This is a genomic window from Protofrankia sp. CiP1_Cm_nod2 (genome assembly GCF_920664355.1).
Taxonomy (GTDB): domain Bacteria; phylum Actinomycetota; class Actinomycetes; order Frankiales; family Frankiaceae; genus Protofrankia.
This window is the reverse complement of record NZ_CAKKTL010000013.1, coordinates 1-22,442: the sequence shown is the minus strand read 5'-3', so window position 1 is coordinate 22,442 and position 22,442 is coordinate 1. Positions and strand designations below refer to the sequence as shown.

Genomic DNA, 22,442 nt, shown 5'->3' with positions numbered 1-22,442 from the left:
CTCCAGACGATGACGAACTTTCGGATCGCCATCTCGTCCCCGCGATCTACAAATCCGAGTCGAATTGAAACCGTAGGAGAGGGAGTACGACTTCCCCTTGACGGTCCCCGCGATCTACAAATCCGATTCGGATTGAAACCCCGCCGCGATGGCGAGCAGGCGCAGGCCCTGTCCCCGCGATCTACAAATCCGAGTCGGATTGAAACTTGATGGGTTCATCTCTCCCAATCCATGCATGGTCCCCGCGATCTACGAATTCGAGTCGGATTGAAACTTCACCTTGTTGCGGTCGAGCAGGTAGAATATGTCTTCGCGATCTACAAATCCGAGTCGGATTGAAACGACAGCTCCTTGTCGGTGAAGGCGTTCTGGGAGAGTCCCCGCGATCTACAAATTCGGGTCGGATTGAAACGTCAGGCGGCACGTCCACCGATAACGGGTCTGGGCTCTGCGGTCTACAAATCCGAGTCGGGCTGAAACTGGCTGGCCGGGACGGCGCTCCACCGGGGCGGGTTTTCTTGGGGGGTTGGTGGACGGTCCGGTGGCGGGCGCTCGCGGATGTGGTAAAGGTGGGGCGGGTAATGGGTTGCACGTGACATGTTTCACATGCGGGGTGTAGTCTATTCGGTGCCGCTCGGATTCTTTTCTTGTACGGTTTCTACCGGAGCACTCTTTGTGTCCAGATATGACCTGTAGGTGTCCGGTGGCGGCAAGGGAGCTCGTTGCGATGTTCTTGATCGGGAGGCGGTCGTTACTGTCGTTCGCCGTGCTGGCTGCGGCGCTGAGCAGCCTGACCGGGCTGTTCGCCTGCGCTACCCCGAGGAGCCAGTCCGGCCGTGCGGGGCCGGGCCCCTGCTCGTCACCGGGTGTTGCCGGCGATGAGGTCAAGATCGGCCTGTTGTTCGACGACAGTGGGCCGACGTCAGCCGCCTACCGGACGTTCCGGGCCGGTGTCGAGGCCCGCCTCGGGGTGACCAACGCCGCGGGCGGCGTCCACGGCAGGAAGATCGTGTATGTCTGGCGGGACGACGCCGGCTCCCCCAACGGGAACCGTGCCGGTGCTCGCGAGCTCGTTCAGGACGAAAAGGTCTTCGGCCTTCTGGAAACAGCGGGGGTGGTGGTCGGCTCCGCGCAGTATCTCGACGACCTCGAGGTCCCGGTCGTCGGGCTGGCCGGCGATGTCACCTGGAACGACCACGACAACATGTTCTCCTGGCACTACTATTCGGCCACGCGGGGATCCTCCAGCGTCTGGGGGGATTTCGTCCGTAGCCAGGGCGGCACCCGCGCCCTGATAGTGAACACCGAGCTGAGCGACGCGACGGAAATCTTCTATGAGAAGCTCAGGTCAAGCCTGCTGACGGCCGGCGTCCACGTCGAGGCGAGCTTCACCGTGACCGCCAAGACGACCAGTTTCGAGGCGCTGGCCGCGCAGATGAAGGCCGCGCGCCTGAACACCCTGGCCGGCATCGTCACCCCGGACATCCTCGCCCAGATCCTGCCGGCGGTCCGCGACGCCGGCGTCAACCTCAAAACGGTGATCGCTCCGTTCGGCTACGACCCGGCGTTGCTCAAACAGCTCGGCCCGACCCTCGCCGGCACCGTCATCTACATCAACTTCGTCCCGTTCGAGGTGAACAGCCCCGCGCACCAGCGGATGATCGACGCGATGACGCGGTACGCCCCGCAGGTGCAGTCACCCGCCCAGGACAGCGCGGTCTTCGGCTGGCTGTCAGCCGACATGTTCCTGCGCGGGCTGGAGGCGGCCGGTCCCTGCCCGACCCGCCTGGAATTCATCCAGGGGCTGCACGGCGTGCACAACTACAACGGCGACGGCCTGCTGCCCGCCCCGATCGACCTCGCGACGAACCGCGGCAAGGCCGCCAACTGCTACGACTTCGTCCGCGTCAGTGACGACGGCGGCCGCTTCCTGCCGCTGGACCCCGTGGCGCGCTGCGGCACCCCCATCAACGACATCCCCATCAACAACATCCCCGTCAGCTGACATCCTCCCGCCACACCCGTGGCCCGGTGCCGGGCCGGTCCGCCGGACGGCCGGCGCCGGGCCGCGGGGGATGCGGCGCGCGCAGCCAGTCGCACCACGCGCCGAGGCCGGCGCCGGTACGGGCGCTGATCTCCAGGGTGGCCACACCGGGGCTGACGTCGGCCAGGTTGCGGCGGAAGAGCTCGAGGTCGACGTCCAGATGAGGCAGCAGGTCCACCTTGTTGATCAGGACGAGGTCGGCGGACCGGAACATGATCGGGTATTTCAGCGGCTTCTCCTCGCCCTCGGTGACCGAGAAGATCATCGCGCGCCGGTGCTCGCCGACGTCGAACTCGGCCGGGCAGACCAGGTTGCCGACGTTCTCGATGACGACGAGGTCGAGCAGGCCCAGCGGCAGACGCCCGAGCGCCGAACGGACCATGGCGGCGTCCAGGTGACACTCGCCGCCGAAACCCTGGCCGGTGTTGACCAGTGACACCACGGCGCCGAGCCCGGCGAGCCGGTCGGCGTCGATGCTGGTCTCGATGTCACCCTCGACCACCCCGACCCGCAGTGCCGGGCACAGCCGGCGGAGGGTCTCCCGCAGCAGCGTCGTCTTGCCGGCACCCGGCGCGGACATCAGGTTGACGACGTGCGTCCCGGCGGCGTCGAAGTCGCGGCGGTTCGCGGCGGCGAGCCGGTCGTTCTCGCCGAGGATGGCGGCCAGCACCTCGACCCGCCGGGTCCCGGTCTCGTAGCCGGAATGATCTCCTATGCGGCCGTCCCGGCCCGGCTGGTGATCGTGGCCAGGCTGGTGATCGTGACCGTGCGGGTGATCGTGGCTGTGGCCGTGGTGGTCGCCGTGCGTGCCGCCGTCGGCGTGCCAGTGGAACCGGCCCATGACGATCCTTCCCCTCCAGCCCGTTCCGGCCCGCGCCGCCGACTGAGACCGCCGGTCGTGGGACCTGTCGACCGGCGATGTCGATCGAACCAGCCCGTGGCCGGTCACGCCTCCCCGAGCTCCAGGGAAGTGATCAGAAACTCCTCGCCGTGCAGCACCGACACGTCCTGGCCGCCGCACCGCCCGCAGCGCATGACCGGCGCGCTCAGCGTCCAGGAGTGACCGCAGCCGGCGCAGCGGACCCGCGCCGGCACGCTTTCGACCCGCAGCCGCGAGCCGTCCAGCGCGGTGTCCTGGCTGACCAGCGACCAGCAGTGGACGAGGGTGCCCGGCACGATCTGCCGTAGCTGCCCGACCCGTATGTTCACAGCCCGCACCGGACGGTCACCGGCATGCTCGAGGACGATGCCGGCGATGGCGTGGCAGATCGACAGCTCGTGCACGGTGCCCCCCTCCACGGCGGTGTCCGGCCTGACGGACGTGCCCGTCCCAGTGTCGATCGTCCGGACCGCGTCCGCCGGCGGGTCCGGCGGGTCCGGCGGCGCGGTGGGCGTGAGGTCGGCAACTTCGCGATCAACGCGGCGGTCCCGGGGCACGGCGGATGGAAGATCGGCATGGGACGGCTGGACGGGACGGCCGGCACGGATGGAGGCGCCCGGTGACGCAGCTCCCCGCGGGACCCGCCGGCGGCGACGCGTCGGCGCGCTGCGAGCTGCTGCTGGTGGGCTGCGGCAACATCCTGCGCCGGGACGACGGCGTCGGGCCGGTCCTCATCCGGCACCTGTGGGAGCGAGGCGTCCCCGACGGGGTGCGGGTCGTCGACGGCGGCACCGCCGGGATGGACGTGGCATTCCGGATCCGCGAGGCCCGCCGGGTGGTCATCGTCGACGCCGCCCGCACCGGCGCGCGACCGGGCACGATCTACCGTGTACCCGGTCCGGAGCTGGCCGATCTCCCGCCGCTGGCCGGCCTGCACACCCACGCCTTCCGCTGGGACCACGCGCTGGTGCTCGCCACCTGGCTGGACGAGCACGGGCCGGACGGGCACGGGCCGGGCGGGCGCGGGCCGGGCGGGCGCGGGCCGGAGGAGCGTGGGCCGGAGGAGCGTGGGCCGGAGGAATGCCGGCCGGGCGGGCGCGGGCCGGAGGAATGCCGGCTGGACGGGCGCGGGCCGGACGGGCAGGCGCCCGGCTCGCCGGCGGGCCGTCCCGGTGAGGTCACGGTGTTCCTCGTCGAGGCCGAGCGTGTGGACGTGGGCTGGGAGCTGTCCGAGGTGGTACGCCGGGCCATGTGGGAGGTCATCGGCCTGATCGAACGGGACTTCCTGGCCGGGTTCCGCCGTCCCGGGGCGGCTGCCACACGTCCAGAGCCATACCGCCCGGCCGCCCACGGGCACGGAAACGGGCACGAAAACGGACACGGACACGGACACGGCGAGGGTGGCCAGGCGGCTGGCGCCCACCCGGGGCCGGCCGCATGACGGCCGAAGGCGTCTGCCCGGTCACTGCCGATCATTCACGTGTCGCGGGACAGGGCCGTCCCGGGGCCGTGTGGCGGCGGCGGATACGGGTCGAAGGCGTTGTGCAGGGGGTGGGGTTCCGGCCGTTCGCCCACCGGCTGGCCGCCGGCCTCGGCCTCGACGGTTTCGTGGGCAACGACAGCGGCTCGGTGTTCATCGAGGTCCAGGGCGGCCCGGCGGCGGTCGCGGAGTTCCTGCGGCGGCTGCGCGGCGACGTGCCGGCCCCGGCCCGGGTCACCACCGTGCGGGTGGACGACATCCCGCCGGTTGCCGGGGAGGCCGGCTTCCATATCGTGGCCAGCCGCGGCGGCGGCGAGGACACCCGCGCCGCTGGCGCCGTTGGCGCCGCCGGCGTCGCTGGCGCAGGCGGCACTGGTGGCACAGGTGGCACAGGTGGCACAGGTGGCACCGCTGGCAGCGCTGGCGCTGTCGTCCCCCCGGACATGGCGGTGTGTGACGACTGCGTACGGGAGCTGTTCGACCCGGCCGACCGGCGCTACCGCCATCCGTTCGTCACCTGCGCCGCCTGCGGCCCCCGGTTCACCATCATCCGGTCGCTGCCCTACGACCGGGCGGCCACCACCATGGCGGGCTTCCCGATGTGCCCGGCCTGCGCGGCCGAATATCACGACCCGGCCGACCGCCGCTTCCACGCCCAGCCCGTGTGCTGCCCGGACTGCGGGCCGCGGCTGTCCTTCGTCCCCTGCGCCGCCGAGGTGCCGGGGGCGCAGGGCACCGGGCCGGACGAGGCGCTGGCCGCGGCCCAGCGGGCGCTGGCCGACGGCCGCGTCGTCGCGGTGAAGGGGATCGGCGGCTACCACCTGGCCTGCCGGGCCGACAGCCCGGCGGCGGTGCGGCTGCTGCGCGCGCGCAAGGCGCGGGCGGGCAAGGCGTTCGCGGTGATGGCCCGGGATCTCGACGTGGCCCGGCAGCTCGCCGAGATCAGCCCGGCCGAGGCCGCGGTGCTGCGCGGCCCGGCCCGGCCGGTCGTGCTGCTGCGGCGCCGGCCGGACGCCCCCGTCACAGCGGACGTGGCGCCCGGCAACCCGCTGATCGGCCTGCTGCTGCCCTACTCGCCCCTGCATCACCTGCTGTTCGCCCAGGTGCCCGGCGCGGACGTCGCGCCCCCGGCGTGCGTCGTGCTGACCAGCGCCAACCTGGCCGGCGAGCCGATCTGCTTCGAGGACGCCGACACCGACACCGCCGGCACCGACACCGCCGACACCGCCGACACCGCCGGCACCGGCACCGCTGACGTCTGCGGCCGGCTGCCGGCGCTGGCCGACGCGATACTCACCCACGACCGTCCGATCCTGCTGCCCTGCGATGACTCGGTGGTCCGCGTCGTCGACGGCCGTGAGCTGCCGATCCGCCGCTCCCGCGGCTACGCACCGTTGCCGATCGACCTCGGCCGGACGGCGTCCACGGGCGGTCCCGGCCGGACGGCGTCCACGGGCGACCGTGAGCGGGAGGCGGATCAGGATGGTTCACGTTGGCCGGCCGAGGGGGTCCTGGCCGTCGGCGGGGAGCTGAAGAACACCTTCTGCGTCACCGACGGTGAGCGTGCGTTCTGCTCGGCGCATGTCGGTGACATGGGATCCCTGGCGACGCTGCGTGCCTTCGAGCGGTCGGTCGGGCGGCTCACCGCCGTATACGCCGTGCGCCCGGCGCGGCTGGCCGCCGACGCCCACCCGGGGTACTCGACCCGCCGCTGGGCCGAGCGCCACGCCGGGGACCAGCCGCCGCTGCTCGTCCAACATCATCATGCGCACGTGGTCTCCCTGCTCGCCGAGCACGGCAGGCTGGGCGAGCCGATCATCGGAGTGGCCTTCGACGGCACCGGCTACGGCATCGGGGGTACTGGCGGGGCTGGCATCGGTGGTGTCGGTAGCGCTGGCGGTGCAGTTCGGGGCAGTGCGGTTCGGGACGGCGCGGGCCGGGGCGGTGCGGTTCGGGACGGTGCGTCCTGGGGCGGGGCGGGCCAGGGCGGGGCGGCTCAGGGCGGTGAAGTCTGGGGCGGTGAGGTCTGGGGCGGTGAGGTGCTGCTGCTCGGGACGGACAGCCATCGCTTCACCCGCGTCGGCCATCTGCGCGCGGTGCCGCTGCCCGGTGGGGACGCGGCCGTGCGCAACCCGTGCCGGATGGCGCTGTCCCACCTGGCCGCCGCCGGCATCCCGTGGGCGCCGGACCTGCCAGCGGTCACCGCCTGCCGGCCCGCCGAGCTGGCCGCGGTGCGCTCCCAGCTCGACAGCGGCATCGGCTGCGTCCCCTGCACCAGCATGGGACGCCTCTTCGACGCGGTCTCCTCCCTGCTGGGCGTCTGCCACCGCGTCGAGTACGAGGGCCAGGCCGCGATCGCGCTCGAAGCGGCCGCGCTCGAAGCGGCGGCCGGGGCGTCCGCGGAAGTCCCGGCGTCACCGGGGGCTCGGCCGGGATCGGGGCGGCCGGTAGCGGGGGCATCGGCGGCGGGCGCGGCGGCGGTGGCGGCGGTGATGGGGACGTCAACAGGGACATCGGAGGTGCCCGGGGCGTCGGGGCTGGCGGCGGTGCCACGGCTGGCGGTCGGGGCGGACGGCGTGCTCGACCCGGCGCCACTGCTGCGCGCGCTGGTGGCCGGGCTGCGCGGCGGCACACCGGTGGCGGTGCTGGCCGCGGCGTTCCACGAGGCGGTGGCCGACGCGGTCGCCGAGGTGGTGACCCGAGTCGGCCGGCAGCGGGGCGTGCGGCTGGCCGGCCTGACCGGCGGGGTGTTCCAGAACGTGCTGTTGCTGCGCGCCTGCCGGGACAGGCTGCGCGCCGCCGGATTCGACACGCTCGTCCACCACCTGGTGCCGCCCAACGACGGCGGGCTCGCGCTCGGGCAGGCGGCGGTCGCGGTGCTGCGCCTGCGCGCCGGGGACGAAGAGGAGAGGTGACCATGTGCCTGGGGATTCCGGGCCGGATCGTCGAGGTCTGGGACGAGAGCGGGACCAGGATGGCCCACGTCGCCTTCCCCGGTGAGACGCGGAAGGTGTGCCTGGCCTATCTGCCGGATCTCGCGGCCGGCGACTACACCATGGTGCACGCCGGTTTCGCCCTGACCCGGCTCGACCGGCGGTCGGCGCTGCGCACCCTGGACATGATGCGCGAATACGAGCTGATCGACGACACCGCGGCCGGTCATCCCACAGAAGCCGAGGAAATCAGGGGAGCCAGGGGAGCCGGGAAAATCGGGGGAATGCGATGAGTGCCCTGGCGGTCGCCAGTGGTGATGGCGCTGTGACAGGATGTTCCCGGGAGGCGCGGCGGGAGCTGGCGGGCGCCCCGGAGGTGACGGCCGGTGCTGTCGGCGGCGCCACCGAGAGCGCGGAGGTCGGCGCCACCGGTGGCGTGGACAGTGCCGACGACGGTGGGCTGACCGAGGATCTTGCCGCTGATCTCGCGGCCGCCTCGCTCGCGCTGGCCCGGCGTTTCGCCGGTGGCGCCACGCTGTGGTGCCTGTCCCCGGCGTGGGGGCCGCACGCGCACCACATCGCGGTCGAGTTCGTCCATCCGGCCGTCGTCGGCAAACCGGCGCTGCCCGCGGTGGCCGTGACCGGCCCGGATCCCGTCGCCATGATCCGGCTGGCGGCCCGGCCCGGTGACGTCGTCCTCGCCGTGGCCGCCGCCGATGATCCGGTGACGCGTTCCGTGCTGCGCCGGGCGCCGGCCTGGGGGACGGGCACGATATGGATCGGTAGCGGCCCGCGTCCGCCCGCCGGCGCGGCTGACCATGTGCTGTGGCTGGACGACCCGGATCCGCCGCTGCCGGCCACCGGCCGGTTCGTGCTCCTCTACCACCTGCTGTGGGAGCTGGCCCACCTCTGCCTCGAGCACACCTGCCTCGAGCACACCGCCGTGCTCCACCCGTCCGGGCGTGAGCAGGACGGGCGTGAGCAGGACGGGCGTGAGCAGGACGGCGGGACGTGCGTCACCTGCGGTGACGAAGGCCGGCTCGGCGAGGTGATCGCGCAACAGGGGCCGGCCGACGGCCTGGCGCTGGTGCGTACCGCCACCGGGGTGGAGCTTGTCAGCATCCTGCCGGTCGATCCGGTGACCATTGGCGATCTTGTTCTCATCCATGCCGCGACGGCGATCACCCGTCTCGACCAGGACGGTGCGTGATGGCCACCGAGCACACCGCGTTCCTGTACCCGTTCCTCCACCCCCAGGCGGACAGCGGCGACGACCGGGACAGCAGCCCCCGGGCCGGCGCTGACCGGGCCGGCCACGACCGGCACGACGGTGGCCAGGAAGACGGCGACCACCAGGGGAGCGGCCAGCGGGAGGACGACCGGGACGCTGGCGGCCGGGACGCCCGCGGTCGGGACGCCGACGGCCGAGGTGCGAGCAGTCGAGAGGCCGACAGCGAGAGGGACGACGGCCGGGATGCCGACGGCCGGGATGCCGACGGCCGGGATGCCGACGGCCGGGATGCCAGCAGTCGAGAGGCCGACAGCTGGAGGGACGACGGCCGGAATACCGGTGGGCGGCATGCCGGTGGCCCGGGGGACGCGCTGGGTGCGTTGCTGGCCGAACTCGCCGGTTCGGCGCGGGCGAAGGCCCGGGAGAGCGTGCGGCTGCAGCGCACGACGCTGCGGGAATGCGCCGAGTCGATCGCGGCCACCGCGGCGGAGATGGCACGGCGTTTCGCCCGGGGTGGACGTATGTACACCTTCGGTAACGGCGGTAGCGCGACCGACGCCGCGACCCTGGCCGAGCTGTTCTCCCGGCCGCCGCACGGGCGTCCGCTGCCGGCCTGGTCGCTGGCCGCGGACCAGGCGGTGGTCACCGCGCTCGGCAACGACGTCGGGTTCGAGCGGGTGTTCGCCCGGCAGCTCATCGCGCACGCCGGCCCGGACGACATCGCGGTGGCGCTGTCGACCAGCGGCGGCTCGGCCAACCTGCTGGCCGGGCTGGCCGAGGCCGGCCGTCGGGGAGCGCTCACCGTCGGCTTCGCCGGATACGACGGCGGACGGTTCGCCGCCGACGGGGTGGTCGACCGCTGCTTCGTCGTCCGCTCACAGAGCGTGCACCGCATCCAGGAGTCACACGCCCTGCTCGGCCACCACCTGTGGGCCGCGACACAGCAACGGATGACGGACCATCCGGCCGCGTACCCGACGTATCCGGCGTACCCGAGGTACCCGACGTACCCGACGTACCCGACGTACCCGACGGCGGGGGAGCGCACCCGATGAGCGTGGCGGACCGGACGGAGCGGACGGGCCGGGTGGAGAAGACGGACCGTGGGGAGGCGGTGCCGGCGCGGGCCGGGACGTTCCGGCGGCGCCGGCCGCGGACGCTCGGCGAGGTGGTGACCTCGGCGCACGGGGCCGGCGGGAGCGCGTCGGCGGAGCTGATCGAGACGGTCTTCGTCGACGTCTTCCGCAGTCCCGCGCTCGACGTCCTTGGGGACGGCGCGGTCCTGCCGCTGCCGTCGGGGGAGTCGCTGGCCTTCAGCACCGACTCCTTCGTGGTCCGGCCGCTGCGCTTCCCCGGCGGCTCCATCGGTGACCTGGCGGTGCACGGCACCGTCAACGACCTGGCGATGACGGGGGCACGGCCGCTGTGGCTGTCCGCGGCATTCGTGATCGAGGAGGGCTTCCCCGTCGACGAGCTGCGCCGCGTCGCCGAGGACATGGCCGAGGCGGCGCGGGCCGCGGGCGTGGAGGTGGTGACCGGGGACACCAAGGTCGTCGACGCCGGCGCGTCCGCCGGACTGATCATCACGACCGCCGGGGTGGGGCTCGTCCCGCCCGGCCGGCAGCTGTCCGCGCGGCGGGTGCGGCCGGGGGACCGGGTGCTGGTGTCCGGCACGATCGGCGAGCACGGGATGGCGGTCATGCTCGCCCGCGGCAACCTGGCGATCGACGCCGCCATCCGCTCCGACACGGCGGCGGTCGACGCGCTGGTGGAGGAGCTGCTGGCGGCGGCGCCGTCGGCACGCTGGCTGCGTGACCCCACCCGCGGCGGGGTGGGGACGGCCTGCAACGAGCTGGCCCGGGACACCGGCCTCGGCGTCCTGCTCGACGAGTGCTCCGTGCCGGTGCGCCCCGACGTGCGCGGCGCCTGCGAGCTGCTCGGCATCGACCCGCTCCACGTCGCCAACGAGGGCAGGTTCCTCGCGGTGGTGCCGCCCGAGCAGGCCCCGGCGGCGCTGGCCGCGCTGCGGGAGCATCCGCTGGGCCGGTCGGCCGCGGTCATCGGGGAGATCACCGATGGGCCGGCCGGGATCGTCGCGATGCGCACCGCCCTGGGCGGCACCCGGATCGTGGACATGCTGGTCGGCGACCCACTGCCCCGCATCTGCTGACCATGCCCCCGCCGTCCTGCCGTCCTGCCGTCCCGCCGTCCCGCCCGCCCGTTGCCGTCTGTGTCCTGTCGGTCGGTCCGTCCTTTTTCGATGATGGGAATGAGTGTGGAAGTGGCTGTTGTAGCGACCACTTCCACACTCATTCCTGGGGCGTGCCGATCCGTGAGATCGCTGGTTGGGGTGGGACGGATGCGCGGTGCGGTTGTGTTCCGGGGGCGGGGAGCGCGGGCGATGTTCGTGGTGGCTTGTCGGGCCTTGTGGCGGTGTGGGTGAGACGTGACGTGTGGTGAGAGGTGTGTGCGGGTGGGGCAGGTGGTCGCCAGGCCGTGGCGCGACCCGCCGCGCCGGGTGATGAGAGGTGTGGGCGGGTGGGCAGAGGGGTGTCGCCAGGTGGTGGCACTGCGTCGTAGCGTGAGGAGGCTGTTGATGTGTCTGGGGATTCCCGGGCGGCTTGTCGAGATCGTCGACGCGGAGCGGCATCTCGCGACGGTCGACGTCAGCGGGGTGCGGCGGACGATCAGCATCCGGCTGGTCGCGGCGGACGGCCCACGGGTCGGGGACTGGGTGCTGGTGCACGTCGGGTTCGCCCTGGCGGTGATCGACGAGGCCGAGGCGACGCGCACGCTCGAGGCGATGGAGAAGCTGGGCGCGGCCTACCAGGACGAGATCGAGGCGTTCGGCTCGTCCGCGATCCCCTGACCGCCGCGCTCGCCGCGCTCACCGTGTCGGCCGCGCTCGCCGTGTCGGCCACGCTCCTCGCGTCGGCTGTGCCCGTCGTGTCGGCCGTGCCTGCCCTGCTCGCCGTGTCCGCCTGGGCCGTCGTGTCCGCCTGGGCCGCCGTATCTGCCGGGATCGTTGCGTCTGCCACGCCTGCCGCGGCCGGTTCCACCGCTGCCGTACAGATCGTTCCGGCTCGCCGGCCGTAGCCGTCAGCCGTCACCGCGAGGAGAATCCGATGCGTTTCGTCGACGAGTTCCGCGATCCGGCGGCCGCGCGTGCGCTGGTGGCCGCCATCACGGAGCTGGCCGGGACGGACAGCTACGCGTTCATGGAGGTGTGCGGCGGCCACACCCACACCATCTACCGGCACGGCATCCAGCACCTGCTGCCCGAGTCGGTGGAGCTGGTGCACGGGCCGGGCTGCCCGGTGTGCGTCATCCCGATGGGACGGGTCGACGACGCCATCTGGCTGGCCGAGCAGCCGGGGGTCATCCTCACCTCGTTCGGCGACATGATGCGGGTGCCCGGTGGCCGCGGCAGCCTGCTGGAGGCCAGGGCGCGCGGGGCGGACGTCCGCTTCGTGTACTCGCCGCTGGACGCGCTCGGGGTGGCCGTGGACAACCCGGACCGGCACGTCGTGTTCTTCGCGGTCGGGTTCGAGACCACCGCCCCGTCCACCGCGGTGACGCTGCTGCGGGCCCGGGAGCTGGGGCTGACCAACTTCAGCGTGTTCTGCAACCACGTCACGATCATTCCGCCGCTGCGGGCGATCCTGCGCTCGCCCGGCCTGCGGCTGTCGGGCTTCATCGGGCCGGGGCACGTCTCGACCGTGGTGGGCAGCCGGCCGTACCGCTTCGTCCCCGAGACGTACGGCAGGCCGGTCGTGGTGGCCGGCTTCGAGCCGCTGGACATCCTCGCCGCGGTCGCGATGCTGCTCCGGCAGATCCGGCAGGGGCGCTGCGAGGTCGAGAACCAGTACGGCCGGGTGGTGCGCGAGGAGGGCAACCCCCAGGCGCTGGCGCTGATGGCGCGGGTGTTCGAGCTGCGGCCCCATTTCGAGTGGCGTGGGCTGGGCTTCATCGCGCAGAGCGCGCTGCGGCTGACCGACGGCTTCGCGCGGTTCGACGCCGAGCGGCGGTTCGACATGCCCGGCGTCCGCGTCGCCGACCCGAAGGCGTGCCAGTGCGGGGAGGTCCTCAAGGGCGTCCTCAAGCCGTGGGAGTGCAAGGTGTTCGGCACCGCCTGCACGCCGCAGACCCCGATCGGCACCTGCATGGTCTCCTCGGAGGGCGCCTGCGCGGCCTACTACACCTTCGGACGGATGGCCCTGCGGTGAGCGCGCCCCGTGACGAGGACGGCGCGCGGATGTTCGCCCGTTACGCCTACGCGCCGAACGAGCTCGGCTACTGCGGCCCGGCCGACGCGCCGCGGGCCCTGCTGACCGCCGGTGCCGCCGGTGCGACGGGTGCCGCGAGTGCGACCGACTCCGCCGGAGCTGGCGGAGCTGGTGCCACAGGGGGTGATCTGCGGGCGTTGGCCCGCCGCTTCCACGGAGCATGGCCGTACCTGCGGATCCTGGCCCGGCTCACCGGTATCGACGACCCGCTCGACCGCCGGGTGGTCGAGGCGTACTGGCTCGGCGGCGGCGTGTCGGAGGCGGTCGACCCCCGCGAGTTCGGCGCGGCGCTGCTGGCTGTGATCGGTCCGCAGGCCGGGTGGTACTGGCGGCACCTCACCCCGCAGATCCTTGACGAGGTCGCGCCGAACCACTGCTTCCACGTCTTCGGGGTCTACCCTTGGTCCCGGCTGCTGGACTCGCCGGACCCCACCTGGCCACTGCACGTGCTGGACAGCTGCCGGATTCGCTGGGGGCAGGTGACGGAACGCGACGGCGATCATGTCGTGGTGCGCTCCGCGGGCCTGACCTGGGAGAACGGCGGGCTCGGGCTGTCCGGGCCCCGGCCGCTGCGGGCCGCGCTCGTCACCGGCGGTGTCAGCTTCGCCCCCGACGTGCGACCGGGGGAGTGGGTCGCCCTGCACTGGGACCGGGTCAGCGGCCGGCTCACCGACGGGCAGGCCACGACGCTGCGCCGCGACACAGTGACCCAGCTTGAGCTCACCAACCGCCGGCTGGCCCGCACCCGGGAGGCCGGCCCGGCCGGGGAAGCGCCCACCCGACAGGTGCGGGACGACGCCTGACGGGTGGCGCGGCGGCGCTGCCCATGACGTCCGGCCTCCGGCCTCCGGCTTCTGGCCTGCTGTTGCTGCCCGCTGATCGCCGCTGCCCACCGCTGGCGGTGGGCTGACATGGGCTGTGCGGATCGGTTGACATGATTGGTCCAACCATCATACCGTTCTGTCAACAAAATGTGACATAGATCAAAGCGTTGCCTGGCGCCACCTGAGATCCATCCGATCGGATGGTCATCCGCTGGTCATCCGTGTCGCGTGAGCACGGCGCTCGTCCACGGGGTTCCCGTCGCGGGGGTCGACGCCGGCCTGGGGAGCGATCGCTCGAGCGAACTCGGGAACGTCTCCCGCGAGCGGTGGGCCAGGCCAGCAGACACCATCCACGTCCGCTGTCCGCGCACGAGTACTCACAACCCTGAGGAGAACGATGAGCGAGACCGCCACCGATGCTGGTCTGGACGCTGCTCTGACCGTCGCCGAGGAGTTCGTCTATCGGGCCGAGCTCAGTCCGCCGCTGGCGGTCGGAACCGGTCCCTTCGGAACCCGGCTGTTCTTCGGCTTCGCCGGCGGCCGTGTGACAGGCAGGCGGATCAACGCCGATGTGCTGGCGGACAGCGGCGGCGACTGGGTCCTCATCGGCCTGGACGGTTTCGGGCGTATCGACGTGCGGGGCCTGTGGCGTACCGACGACGACGCGACCATCTACGTCCAGTACACCGGCCTCGTCGAGATGAACGAGGCCGTCGGGACCGCGTTACAGACCGGTGGCACGACCAGCCACACCGACCAGTATCTGAGTATCACCCTTCGGTTCGAGACCGGTGACGAGCGATACGCCTGGCTGCAGCGCCGTGTGTTCGTCGGCCGTGGGCGTCTTGTCAACGGCGCGATCGAGTTCGGTGTCTTCCGAATCGACTAGCCGAATCGACTAGCCGAATCGACTGGCCGAATCGACTGGCCGAGTTGACAGGGCGAGTCGACTCGGCCAGTCGACCGGGCGTGACCGACCGAGATTCACCCGGGGCGGGTGAACGGGCCTCTCCGGAGGGATTTTATCCCGATGGAGGCACCAGGTTGACCCTTATGAGGGGAGCGTGCCAGAGCACGGAAGATTATGGTCGGACGCGTAGCGCATGCCTTGGGAGGCGTTGTGACCCTGACGGGTGCTGAAGATGCCGATGTCGTCATTGTTGGCGCGCGACTTGCCGGTACGGCCACGGCGGTGCCGCTTGCGCGGGCCGGGCGAAAAGTGATCCTGCTGGACAGGACGAGTTTCCCGTCGGATCAGCTGTCGACGCACGTCCTGGTACCCAGCGGGGTGTCGGAACTGCAACGCATGGGCGCGCTGCCGCACATTCTGAAGCTCGGCCCCGCGCAGGCCCGTTATCTGGGTGTCACGGTCGGCGATATTCGTTTACGTGAGCGTTTCGCCACGGTGGACGGGATCGACTACGGGGTCTGCGTTCCGCGGTACGACCAGGACGTGTGCCTGGTCACCGCCTGCCGCGAGGCCGGTGCCGACGTACGTGAGAAATCCGTGTTCGAGGACGTGCTCTGGGAGAACGGTCGAGCCGTCGGTGTGCGCTACCGGCACGACGGGCGGAAGTACGAAATCCGGGCCAGGCTCGTGGTCGGTGCGGACGGCAGGCAGTCCAGGACCGCGGCGGCCGTCGGCGCCTGGACACCTTATCGGGGGTCGAAGAACGGGCGGGGATTCGCCTTCCGCTACATGGACGACCCCGCGGTGGACACGATCCACCACGAGATCTACGGCATATACCGCAGTGGCCCGCGCATTGTTCTGACTCTGCCGTCAAGCCCACGCGGACGCCTGCTCGTGGTGTTCATGGCCCCGGCGGACGACATTCCCCGTTTCCAGCAGGGCGGTGAACGGTTCTGGCAGGAGGCCGTCGCCGAGGAGCCCGAGGTCGCGGAGCGGATCAGCGGCGCCCAGAACGTAAGCCAGCTCCGGTCGACCAGAAAACTGGCCTCCTACTACCGGCGGTCAAGCGGACCCGGGTGGGCGCTGGCGGGTGACTCCGGGCATTTCAAGGATCCTGTCGCAGGTCAGGGACAGCGTGACGCCCTGCGTCACGGGCGGCTTCTCGGCGAGGCGGCCAACGCCGTCCTCGACGATCAGGCTGCGCTCGACAGAGCTCTCCGTGCGTGGGAGAAGAACCGGGACGACGACACACGCAGCAGCTATCACTGGGGTAACCGGGAGTCCCGTCCGGACGCTCCCTCCGCGCTGATCCGCGAGGTTCTGCGGACGTTCGGGGACAGGGGCGAGGGCCGGCCGGACTTCAGCGACACCTTCAACCGGACGCGGAAGGTCGAGCACGTGATCGGGCCGTCAAGGATGGTGCGTGGCCTGGTCCGGGCGCTGGCCGCCCCCGGTGCGGACCGCCGCGGCATCCTGCGGGAGGTCGCGGGCGAGATCCCGACGGAGCTCGCCATTCGCTGGGAAACCCGGTTCGGCGGATTCCGTTACGACGGCTGGGCGCCGTCCGAACGGCCGGGCTGGTCGGTGGGGGAGCCACCCCGGCCGCGGACGGCCGAGGCGGAAGCCGCGCCCCAGCCGGCATCGTGAGGGCTGTTTCTCGTCCATGGGCGTGCGGCTTCGCGGGGCCGGGGCCGGCACGCCGGGACGTTCGACCGCTGCGGCGCCGTGAGGCGCGCCGACCAGGTCCGAGCGCAGGTCAAGACGGTCCCGCACGGCGCGTTCCGGTTCGCTGAACCGGTACGCGAGCGCCTCGCGCACCGGTACCAGCGCCGCCGCGGCACCGGCGAGCTGCCACACGTTGGCCAGCCGCTCCGGCGCGGCGAGCGCCTCGGCGTGCTCCCGGTCGTCACCGACCCACGCCCGGAGCACCACGATCGCGTACGGGCGATCGCCGTCGCGGGTCGGGGTGAACCGCTGCCGGTAGAGCCGCAGCCCTTCGACGGCCAGGGCCGGGTCGCGGAAGCCGGCGGTCATCGCGTACGGGAGGCCGACAGCGGCGGCCGTCCGCGCGGCGGACGCGCTGGAGCCGAGCAGGTACACCGGGGGCAGCGGCACGTCGTCCGGCGGCCCCGACGAGGACCTCCGGCGCGGAGACCGCCCGGCTGGCGGTGCCGTGATGTTCCGCGACCCAGTACCTGGAGTAGCCGGCCGTGTCGAGTTCCCTCGCCACCGCGACGGAGTCGTGGATGGCCTGCCGTGGGCCGGTGTCGCGGCCTACCGGCCCCTGGTCGAGCACGGACAGCGCGGTCAATCGAGCTCCTCGACTGGCTCTGGTGGGCTGGTGGGCTGCTGGGCCGGGCGGCCTTTTCAGGGGCGGCCCCGCCCAGCACCGTACCGCTGTTCCGTTGTCTTTTGTATTACGTGTTCCAGAACAGTTCTAAAGCCGTACCAAAATGATGGCCACGTCGCCCGCCAGGCCTCTTGTCCGGCTCTTCGGCCGACTGTAAGATCCGCCCAGTCGCAGGCCGCGTAAAAGACCGGATCCGGTGTCGGCCGCGTTATTCGTGTCAGCGTTCGTGGAGGCCGTGTTGTCTGGTGGGGGCACTGCCGTGTCGGCTTTTCCCGAGTGCCGCGCACGCCTTTACCAGCCGCCACGACCGTATCGACGTGCCGGTATCAGGAGATCTTTTTCCGGTGGCCGTACCGGTGGTGGTGCCAGAGACACCCGGAAAGTGTGGTGAGCCGTGGCAGGTCACGCTCCGCTTCATCTCGCCGTCGCGCTGGAGGGTGCCGGCTGGCACCCGGCCGCGTGGCGTTTCGCGCCGGTGCCCGCGCGCGAGTTCTACCGGCTGCGCTACTGGGCCGGCCAGGCCGCCGAGGCCGAGCGCGATCAGGTCGGTGACCAGCTCGGCCCTGATCTCGCCCCGCCCGGCCGCGCGGCCCAGAACGCCGAGCAGCACCCGGTGGGCGGGCACGAACACGCGTTCGTCGGCCAGCGCCCGGCAGTCCCCACCGGCCTCGGGTCTCCTCCGATCTTCCGTAACCTCTCCCGTCCTTTCCCGCTGCCGACGTCTCACTGCCAACGGAGGGCTGATGGCTGCCTCGCCCAGTGGCGCGCCCACCACCATCGCTGCCGCCGAGGCCACCGGCTCGGCTCCGCGCGGCCGGCCGGCGCTGCTCCTCACCGCGATCGCGGTGAGCCAGCTGATGGTGGTGCTCGACGCCAGCGTGGTCAACATCGCGCTGCCCGACATCCGCTTCGACCTCGGGTTCTCACCGACCGGGCTGTCCTGGGTGCTCAACGCCTACACGCTGACCTTCGGCGGGCTGCTCCTGCTCGGCGGGCGGGCCGGGGACATCCTCGGACGCAGACGCGTCTTCCTCGCCGGGGTCTGGCTGTTCACCCTGGCCTCGCTGCTGGCCGGGCTCGCGCCGAACGCGGGAGCGCTGGTGGCCGCGCGGGCCCTGCAGGGCGTCGGTGCCGCGGTCGCGTCACCGACCGCGCTCGCTCTGATCGCCACCAACTTCGCCGGGCCGGCCCGGGCCAGGGCCATCGGCGTCTACGGCGCGGTGTCCGGGGCCGGCGGCGTGGTCGGGATGATCCTTGGTGGCGTGCTCACAGAATGGGCCTCCTGGTGCTGGACCATGTTCGTCAACGTGCCGATCGGAGTGTTCGTCGCGGCGCTCGCGACCGTCCATATCCGTGAGTCGGACCGGGCCGGCGGACGCTTCGACGTCACCGGGGCACTGCTGTCCACCCTCGGGGTCACCGCGCTGACCTACGTCCTGATCCGCAGCTCGTCCGGCAGCTGGCCCGAACTGCTGACGCTGACCGTGGTGGGTGTGCTGCTGCTGGTCGCCTTCGTGGCGGTCGAGCGGCGGACCGAGGCGCCGCTGACCCCGCTCGCGCTGTTCCGCAACCGCAACCGGGTCAGCGCGAACCTGCTGCTGCTGCTCGGCGGGTCGATCTTCGCCATCTTCTTCTTCGTCACCCAGTTCCTGCAGAACATCCTGCGGCTGACCCCGTTCCAGGCCGGGCTGGCGTTCGTGCCGTGGGGCATCGGGATCTTCGCGTTCTCCCACTGGTGTCCGGGCTGTCCGAACGGTTCGGCGCCAAACCCGTCCTGATCGTCGGTGCGACCGCCACTCTGACGGCAACCGTCTGGCTCACCCGGATCACCGAGCACAGCTCCTACCTCGCGGCCGTGCTCGGGCCGATGACGCTCTTCGGCGCCGGCATCGGGCTGCAGTTCGCCCTGGTCACCCGGATCGCGCTGGCCGACGTGGAACCCGGCATCGCCGGCGCCGCCGCCGGGGTGCTCAACGTCTCGCAGCGGCTGGGCGGCTCGATCGGGCTGGCCATCCTGGTGGCGGTGTTCGGCGCCGCGACCGCCGGCACGGCCGGCACCGCCACCGACGTCGTCCACGGCTACCGGATCGCGTTCTACGTCGGCGTCGGCTACACCGCGACAGCGCTCGCGCTGGCCGTGTTCGGGCTGACCGGTGCCAGGAAGCCGGTCACGCGGCCCGAGCTCGCCGGCGAGAGAGCCTGACGGATACCCCGCCCACATGTATCCCGACCACGCCGCTGGTGCCGCGTCAGGCGAAGCGGGCTCCGGCCCGCCGCACCGTCGTCATCCACATCCGTCCCGTCCTGCGCGCGGGACGGGGCTTCATCCGGCAGAGGACAGGGCTGTGGAAGTCGTGAGAGAAGCCGTGAGATTCGAGTTGCTGGGCCCTCTCCAACTGGTGAGCGACCGGGACGGTCCGAGGACGATCAGCGCGGCCAAAATCGAGACCCTGCTCGCCGTGCTTCTCATCCGCGCGAACCGCCCGGTCTTCTCCGAGGAGCTGATCAGCGAGATCTGGGGTGAGGAACGGCCCCGCCGGGCGCGCGCCGGACTGCACGTCTACGTTTCTCATCTACGTAAGATGTTCGCCCATTTCAGGGTGCGCAACGCGGTGATCGTAACGCACCCGCAGGGCTATCTGCTCGCGGTCGACGAGGCTTTGCTGGACACCTGCGAACTACGGGTGTCGCATGCCCGCGGGCGGGAGAACCGCATGCCTGATCCGGAGCGGGCGCTCGTCAGCTTCACCGCGGCGTCGCGGCTTTTCCGCGGGCCCGTGCTGGCCGGGATCGGCAGAGGCGCGACCACAACCACTTTCGTACGGTGGGCGGAGGAGATACGGCTGGAATGCCTGGAGTCGATCGCGTACTGCCTGCTGCGGACGGGACGCCACCGTGAGCTGGTGGGCGACCTGACGAACTGGGTCGAGGAGCACCCGCTGCACGAGGCCTTCCGGGAACAGCTGATGCTCGCGCTGCACCGGTCGGGCCGCCGCGCCGAAGCGCTCAGGGTGTTCCAGCACACCCGGCGGGTACTACGGGACGAGCTCGGGCTCGAGCCCGGTGAGACGATGCGCCGACTCCAGAACGCCATCCTGAACGACAGTCTCGACTATGCCGTGACGGGACAGGTCTGACTTCTTTCCCGCCCGGCTGCGTGGCCGCCCGGCTGCGTGGCCGTGTGGACCGGTGGCCCTGCCATCCCGACGTCGTGGATCGCCCTGTTTGTCTCGACTGATGATCGGATCCCTGTTGCCGGGCGCTCCCAACATGAGAAATGCTCAGGCTGCCAGCGGGGAGACGCGAGAGGAGGGCCGATGGGAGGCGCCGTACCGTACATCGCCCACCGTCCCAAGCGGGCTGACGGAAGACGCAACTACGACGCGATCCTCAGCGCCGCGCGCAAGGCGTTCGACGCCGCCGGTTCCGACGCGTCACTGGAGGAGATCGCCAGCCAGGCGGGGGTCGCCATCGGCACCCTCTACCGGCACTTCCCGACCCGGGCCTGTCTGGTCGAGGCCACGACCAGGGACGGTCTGCAGGCGCTTGTCGCGCGCGCCGAGGGCATGCGGGCCGACGGCGTCGACCCGCTCCACGCGCTGACGGACTGGATGGCCAACGCCATCGAGCACTTCAGCACCTTCCGGGGGCTGGTCGAGATCCTGACGCAGAGCATGTACGACGAGGGCACACCGTCACATGCCGTGTGCATGGCTATGCACCGCTGCGGGGCGGAGCTGCTGCGGGCGGCTCAGGACGCCGGCCGGGTCCGCGCGGACCTCACCCCCGAGGAACTGTTCGACCTGCTCGGCGGCGCGGCATGGGTACGGGAGAACGCACTGCCCGACAGGGACGGCAGCACTCGCTTCCTCCACCTGATCCTGGCAGGCATCACCGTCCGGGACCGCTGACAGTGCACCGTCACCAGGCTGTCACGGGCCGCTGGCCGGTCGCGGTCAGCCGCCGGCGGCCGGCTGACCGAACTGATCCGCATGCGCCGGGGTTACGCTGATCGCCGCGGGGCGACGTCGGCAGGTGTCGGCGGGCGACAGCACTGGCGGGGCGGCGAGGCGGCGTGGACGAGCAGCGGGAGAATGGTCCGACGGGTCAGGCGAGCACCACCCCGCCCGTGGACGCCGCCCTACGCGCCTGGGCGGTCACACATGCCCGCACCGTGGGCCGCACGGGTGATCCCGCGAGGGTCTCACCCCTGTCCGACGACGCGCGGCCGGCCGAACCAGCTCCCCGGCGGGACGAGCCGTGGGCGCCAGGTGATGTCGCTGTCGCCGAATCGTCGACCACCCTGACCGGTGGCCATACCGGCCCGGTCATGTCGGTGGCGTGGGCGGCCGAGCGGGACGGGCGGCTGCTGCTTGCCACCGGTGGTGAGGATGCCACGGCGCGGGTGTGGGATCCGTTCACCGGCACCTGCCTGCACACCCTCACCGGCCATGCCAACGGAGTCTGGTCGGTAGCGTGGGTGACCGACAGCGACGGACGGCTGCTGCTTGCTACCGGCAGTGAGGATACGACGGTGCGGGTATGGGATCCGTTCACCGGCGCCTGCCTGCACACCATGACCCGCCGTCCCACCCGTAGCGTCATGTCGGTGGCGTGGGCGACCGGCGGTGACAGTCGGCCGTTGCTCGCCGCGGGCAGCCGCGACGCCACGGTGCAGGTGTGGGACACCCTCGCCGGCAGCTGCCTGCGCAACCTCACCGGCCACACCGACGGGGTCAACTCGGTGGCGTGGGCGACCGGCCGGGACGGCCAGCACCTGCTCGCCAGCGGCGGCGGCTACGACCGCACGGTACGGGTGTGGGACCCCCTGACCGGCACCTGCCTGCACACTCTCACCGGCCACACCGGCGGGGTCGACACGGTGGCGTGGGTGACCGGCCGGGACGGCCGGCTCCTGCTCGCCAGCGGCGGCGGCGACCGCACGGTGCGGGTGTGGGATCCGGCCAGCGGTGCCTGCCTGCACACCCTCACCGGCCACACCGACGGAGTCGGTTCGGTTGCGTGGGCCGCCGGTGGTGACGGCCGGGCTCCGCTACTCGCCTCCAGCAGCTTCGACGGCACGGTGCGGGTGTGGGACCCGGTCGGCGGCACCTGCCTGCGCACCCTCACCGGCTATCCCGGCCCGGTCTGGTCGGTGGCGTGGGCCGTCGGCGGGGAGGGCCGGCTCCTGCTCGCCACCGGCGGCGGCGACGCCACGGTGCGGGCGGTGGAGGTGCCGCGCCTGTCGGCGTCCACCATGGCCACATCGTCCACGGGCACATCGTCCAGCATGGTCATATCTTCGGTGCCCGCGGCTGTGGGCACGGCCGCGGCGGCGCTGCGGACCGCGGCGGCCGGGCTGGTCCTGCTGGGAGCCGGTGGGCTGTGGCCCCCACTGTCCCTGCTCGCGGACCTGGTCACCCTCACCGGCAAGCCCATCGCCGCCCCCGTCGGCACCGATCCCACCACTGTCGGTGGTGGCCCTGCTGGCGGCCGTATAA

The 22,442-nt window shown here is 71.9% G+C and carries 19 protein-coding genes and 2 pseudogenes; 17 read left to right on the top strand and 4 right to left on the bottom strand.

Translation table 11 applies throughout. The annotated features are described in order from the left end of the window. Window positions 1-727 precede the first annotated feature (727 nt). Window positions 728-2,005 carry an ABC transporter substrate-binding protein gene (locus tag NBW84_RS02655; protein WP_250281361.1) on the top strand — a complete coding sequence of 426 codons (1,278 nt, stop codon included), beginning with the start codon at window positions 728-730 and terminating at the stop codon, window positions 2,003-2,005. Here NBW84_RS02655 and hypB read toward each other — a convergent pair. Together hypB and NBW84_RS02645 are read right to left on the bottom strand one after the other, a co-directional pair. Further along, window positions 1,998-2,885, bottom strand: coding sequence for a hydrogenase nickel incorporation protein HypB (gene hypB, locus NBW84_RS02650; RefSeq protein ID WP_250281360.1), 888 nt, complete (start codon window positions 2,883-2,885; stop codon window positions 1,998-2,000). The two genes, NBW84_RS02655 and hypB, sit on opposite strands and share 8 nt — an antisense overlap. A gap of 104 nt (window positions 2,886-2,989) precedes the next feature. Then, on the bottom strand, window positions 2,990-3,328 hold the full coding sequence (locus NBW84_RS02645; protein WP_250291369.1) for a hydrogenase maturation nickel metallochaperone HypA: 339 nt from the start codon (window positions 3,326-3,328) through the stop codon (window positions 2,990-2,992). 275 nt (window positions 3,329-3,603) lie between these two features. Between NBW84_RS02645 and NBW84_RS02640 the strand changes: the two genes are divergently transcribed. The 11 genes and pseudogenes from NBW84_RS02640 to NBW84_RS02590 all read left to right on the top strand — a co-directional run bounded on the left by NBW84_RS02640 (window position 3,604) and on the right by NBW84_RS02590 (window position 16,238). Next, window positions 3,604-4,365 (top strand): hydrogenase maturation protease, encoded by a 762-nt coding sequence (locus NBW84_RS02640; RefSeq protein WP_445548613.1) that lies wholly within the window; start codon window positions 3,604-3,606, stop codon window positions 4,363-4,365. Next, a complete protein-coding gene (locus tag NBW84_RS02635; RefSeq protein ID WP_250281354.1) occupies window positions 4,362-7,319 on the top strand; it encodes a carbamoyltransferase HypF in 2,958 nt (985 codons plus the stop codon). The genes NBW84_RS02640 and NBW84_RS02635 overlap by 4 nt, the downstream gene beginning before the upstream one ends. Window positions 7,320-7,321: 2 nt before the next feature. Then, window positions 7,322-7,630 carry a HypC/HybG/HupF family hydrogenase formation chaperone gene (locus NBW84_RS02630; RefSeq protein WP_250281385.1) on the top strand — a complete coding sequence of 103 codons (309 nt, stop codon included), beginning with the start codon at window positions 7,322-7,324 and terminating at the stop codon, window positions 7,628-7,630. Beyond that, the gene (locus NBW84_RS02625; protein ID WP_250281352.1) at window positions 7,627-8,547 is read left to right on the top strand and encodes a HypC/HybG/HupF family hydrogenase formation chaperone; all 921 of its coding nucleotides are present in this window, start codon (window positions 7,627-7,629) and stop codon (window positions 8,545-8,547) included. Before NBW84_RS02630 ends, NBW84_RS02625 begins: the two co-directional genes overlap by 4 nt. Before the next feature lie 392 nt (window positions 8,548-8,939). After that, window positions 8,940-9,521: pseudogene (locus NBW84_RS24040) on the top strand (D-sedoheptulose-7-phosphate isomerase); the annotation flags it as partial. A gap of 98 nt (window positions 9,522-9,619) precedes the next feature. Next, the gene (gene hypE / locus NBW84_RS02615) at window positions 9,620-10,738 is read left to right on the top strand and encodes a hydrogenase expression/formation protein HypE (protein ID WP_250281349.1); all 1,119 of its coding nucleotides are present in this window, start codon (window positions 9,620-9,622) and stop codon (window positions 10,736-10,738) included. Between the two features lie 426 nt (window positions 10,739-11,164). Beyond that, window positions 11,165-11,437: a HypC/HybG/HupF family hydrogenase formation chaperone gene (locus tag NBW84_RS02610; protein WP_250281347.1), complete on the top strand. Its 273-nt coding sequence runs from the start codon at window positions 11,165-11,167 to the stop codon at window positions 11,435-11,437. Between the two features lie 256 nt (window positions 11,438-11,693). Next, on the top strand, window positions 11,694-12,794 hold the full coding sequence (gene hypD / locus NBW84_RS02605; RefSeq protein WP_250281345.1) for a hydrogenase formation protein HypD: 1,101 nt from the start codon (window positions 11,694-11,696) through the stop codon (window positions 12,792-12,794). Continuing rightward, on the top strand, window positions 12,791-13,657 hold the full coding sequence (locus NBW84_RS02600) for a DUF6390 family protein (protein WP_250281343.1): 867 nt from the start codon (window positions 12,791-12,793) through the stop codon (window positions 13,655-13,657). The genes hypD and NBW84_RS02600 overlap by 4 nt, the downstream gene beginning before the upstream one ends. A gap of 418 nt (window positions 13,658-14,075) precedes the next feature. Then, the gene (locus tag NBW84_RS02595; protein WP_013873759.1) at window positions 14,076-14,567 is read left to right on the top strand and encodes a DUF3237 domain-containing protein; all 492 of its coding nucleotides are present in this window, start codon (window positions 14,076-14,078) and stop codon (window positions 14,565-14,567) included. A 231-nt stretch (window positions 14,568-14,798) separates the two neighbouring features. After that, window positions 14,799-16,238 carry an NAD(P)/FAD-dependent oxidoreductase gene (locus NBW84_RS02590; protein ID WP_250281341.1) on the top strand — a complete coding sequence of 480 codons (1,440 nt, stop codon included), beginning with the start codon at window positions 14,799-14,801 and terminating at the stop codon, window positions 16,236-16,238. A gap of 93 nt (window positions 16,239-16,331) precedes the next feature. On the opposite strand, the pseudogene NBW84_RS24035 reads toward NBW84_RS02590, so the two are convergent. Further along, window positions 16,332-16,706 (bottom strand): annotated as a pseudogene (locus tag NBW84_RS24035) (LLM class flavin-dependent oxidoreductase); the annotation flags it as partial. A gap of 452 nt (window positions 16,707-17,158) precedes the next feature. Then, window positions 17,159-17,674, bottom strand: a complete 516-nt coding sequence (locus NBW84_RS02585) for a hypothetical protein (protein WP_250281339.1) — start codon at window positions 17,672-17,674, stop codon at window positions 17,159-17,161. 10 nt (window positions 17,675-17,684) lie between these two features. Here NBW84_RS02585 and NBW84_RS02580 point away from each other — a divergent pair, with 10 nt between their 5' ends. The 5 genes from NBW84_RS02580 to NBW84_RS02560 all read left to right on the top strand — a co-directional run. Beyond that, window positions 17,685-18,719: an MFS transporter gene (locus tag NBW84_RS02580; RefSeq protein ID WP_250281338.1), complete on the top strand. Its 1,035-nt coding sequence runs from the start codon at window positions 17,685-17,687 to the stop codon at window positions 18,717-18,719. Continuing rightward, entirely contained in the window at window positions 18,677-19,144 is a 468-nt protein-coding gene (locus tag NBW84_RS02575) for a hypothetical protein (RefSeq protein WP_250281336.1), read from the top strand. The genes NBW84_RS02580 and NBW84_RS02575 overlap by 43 nt, the downstream gene beginning before the upstream one ends. Before the next feature lie 163 nt (window positions 19,145-19,307). Then, window positions 19,308-20,078, top strand: a complete 771-nt coding sequence (locus NBW84_RS02570; RefSeq protein ID WP_250281334.1) for an AfsR/SARP family transcriptional regulator — start codon at window positions 19,308-19,310, stop codon at window positions 20,076-20,078. 180 nt (window positions 20,079-20,258) lie between these two features. After that, window positions 20,259-20,852, top strand: coding sequence for a TetR/AcrR family transcriptional regulator (locus NBW84_RS02565; RefSeq protein ID WP_250281332.1), 594 nt, complete (start codon window positions 20,259-20,261; stop codon window positions 20,850-20,852). A 164-nt stretch (window positions 20,853-21,016) separates the two neighbouring features. Continuing rightward, on the top strand, window positions 21,017-22,442 hold a 1,426-nt coding region (locus tag NBW84_RS02560; RefSeq protein WP_250281330.1), incomplete at its 3' end, for a WD40 repeat domain-containing protein.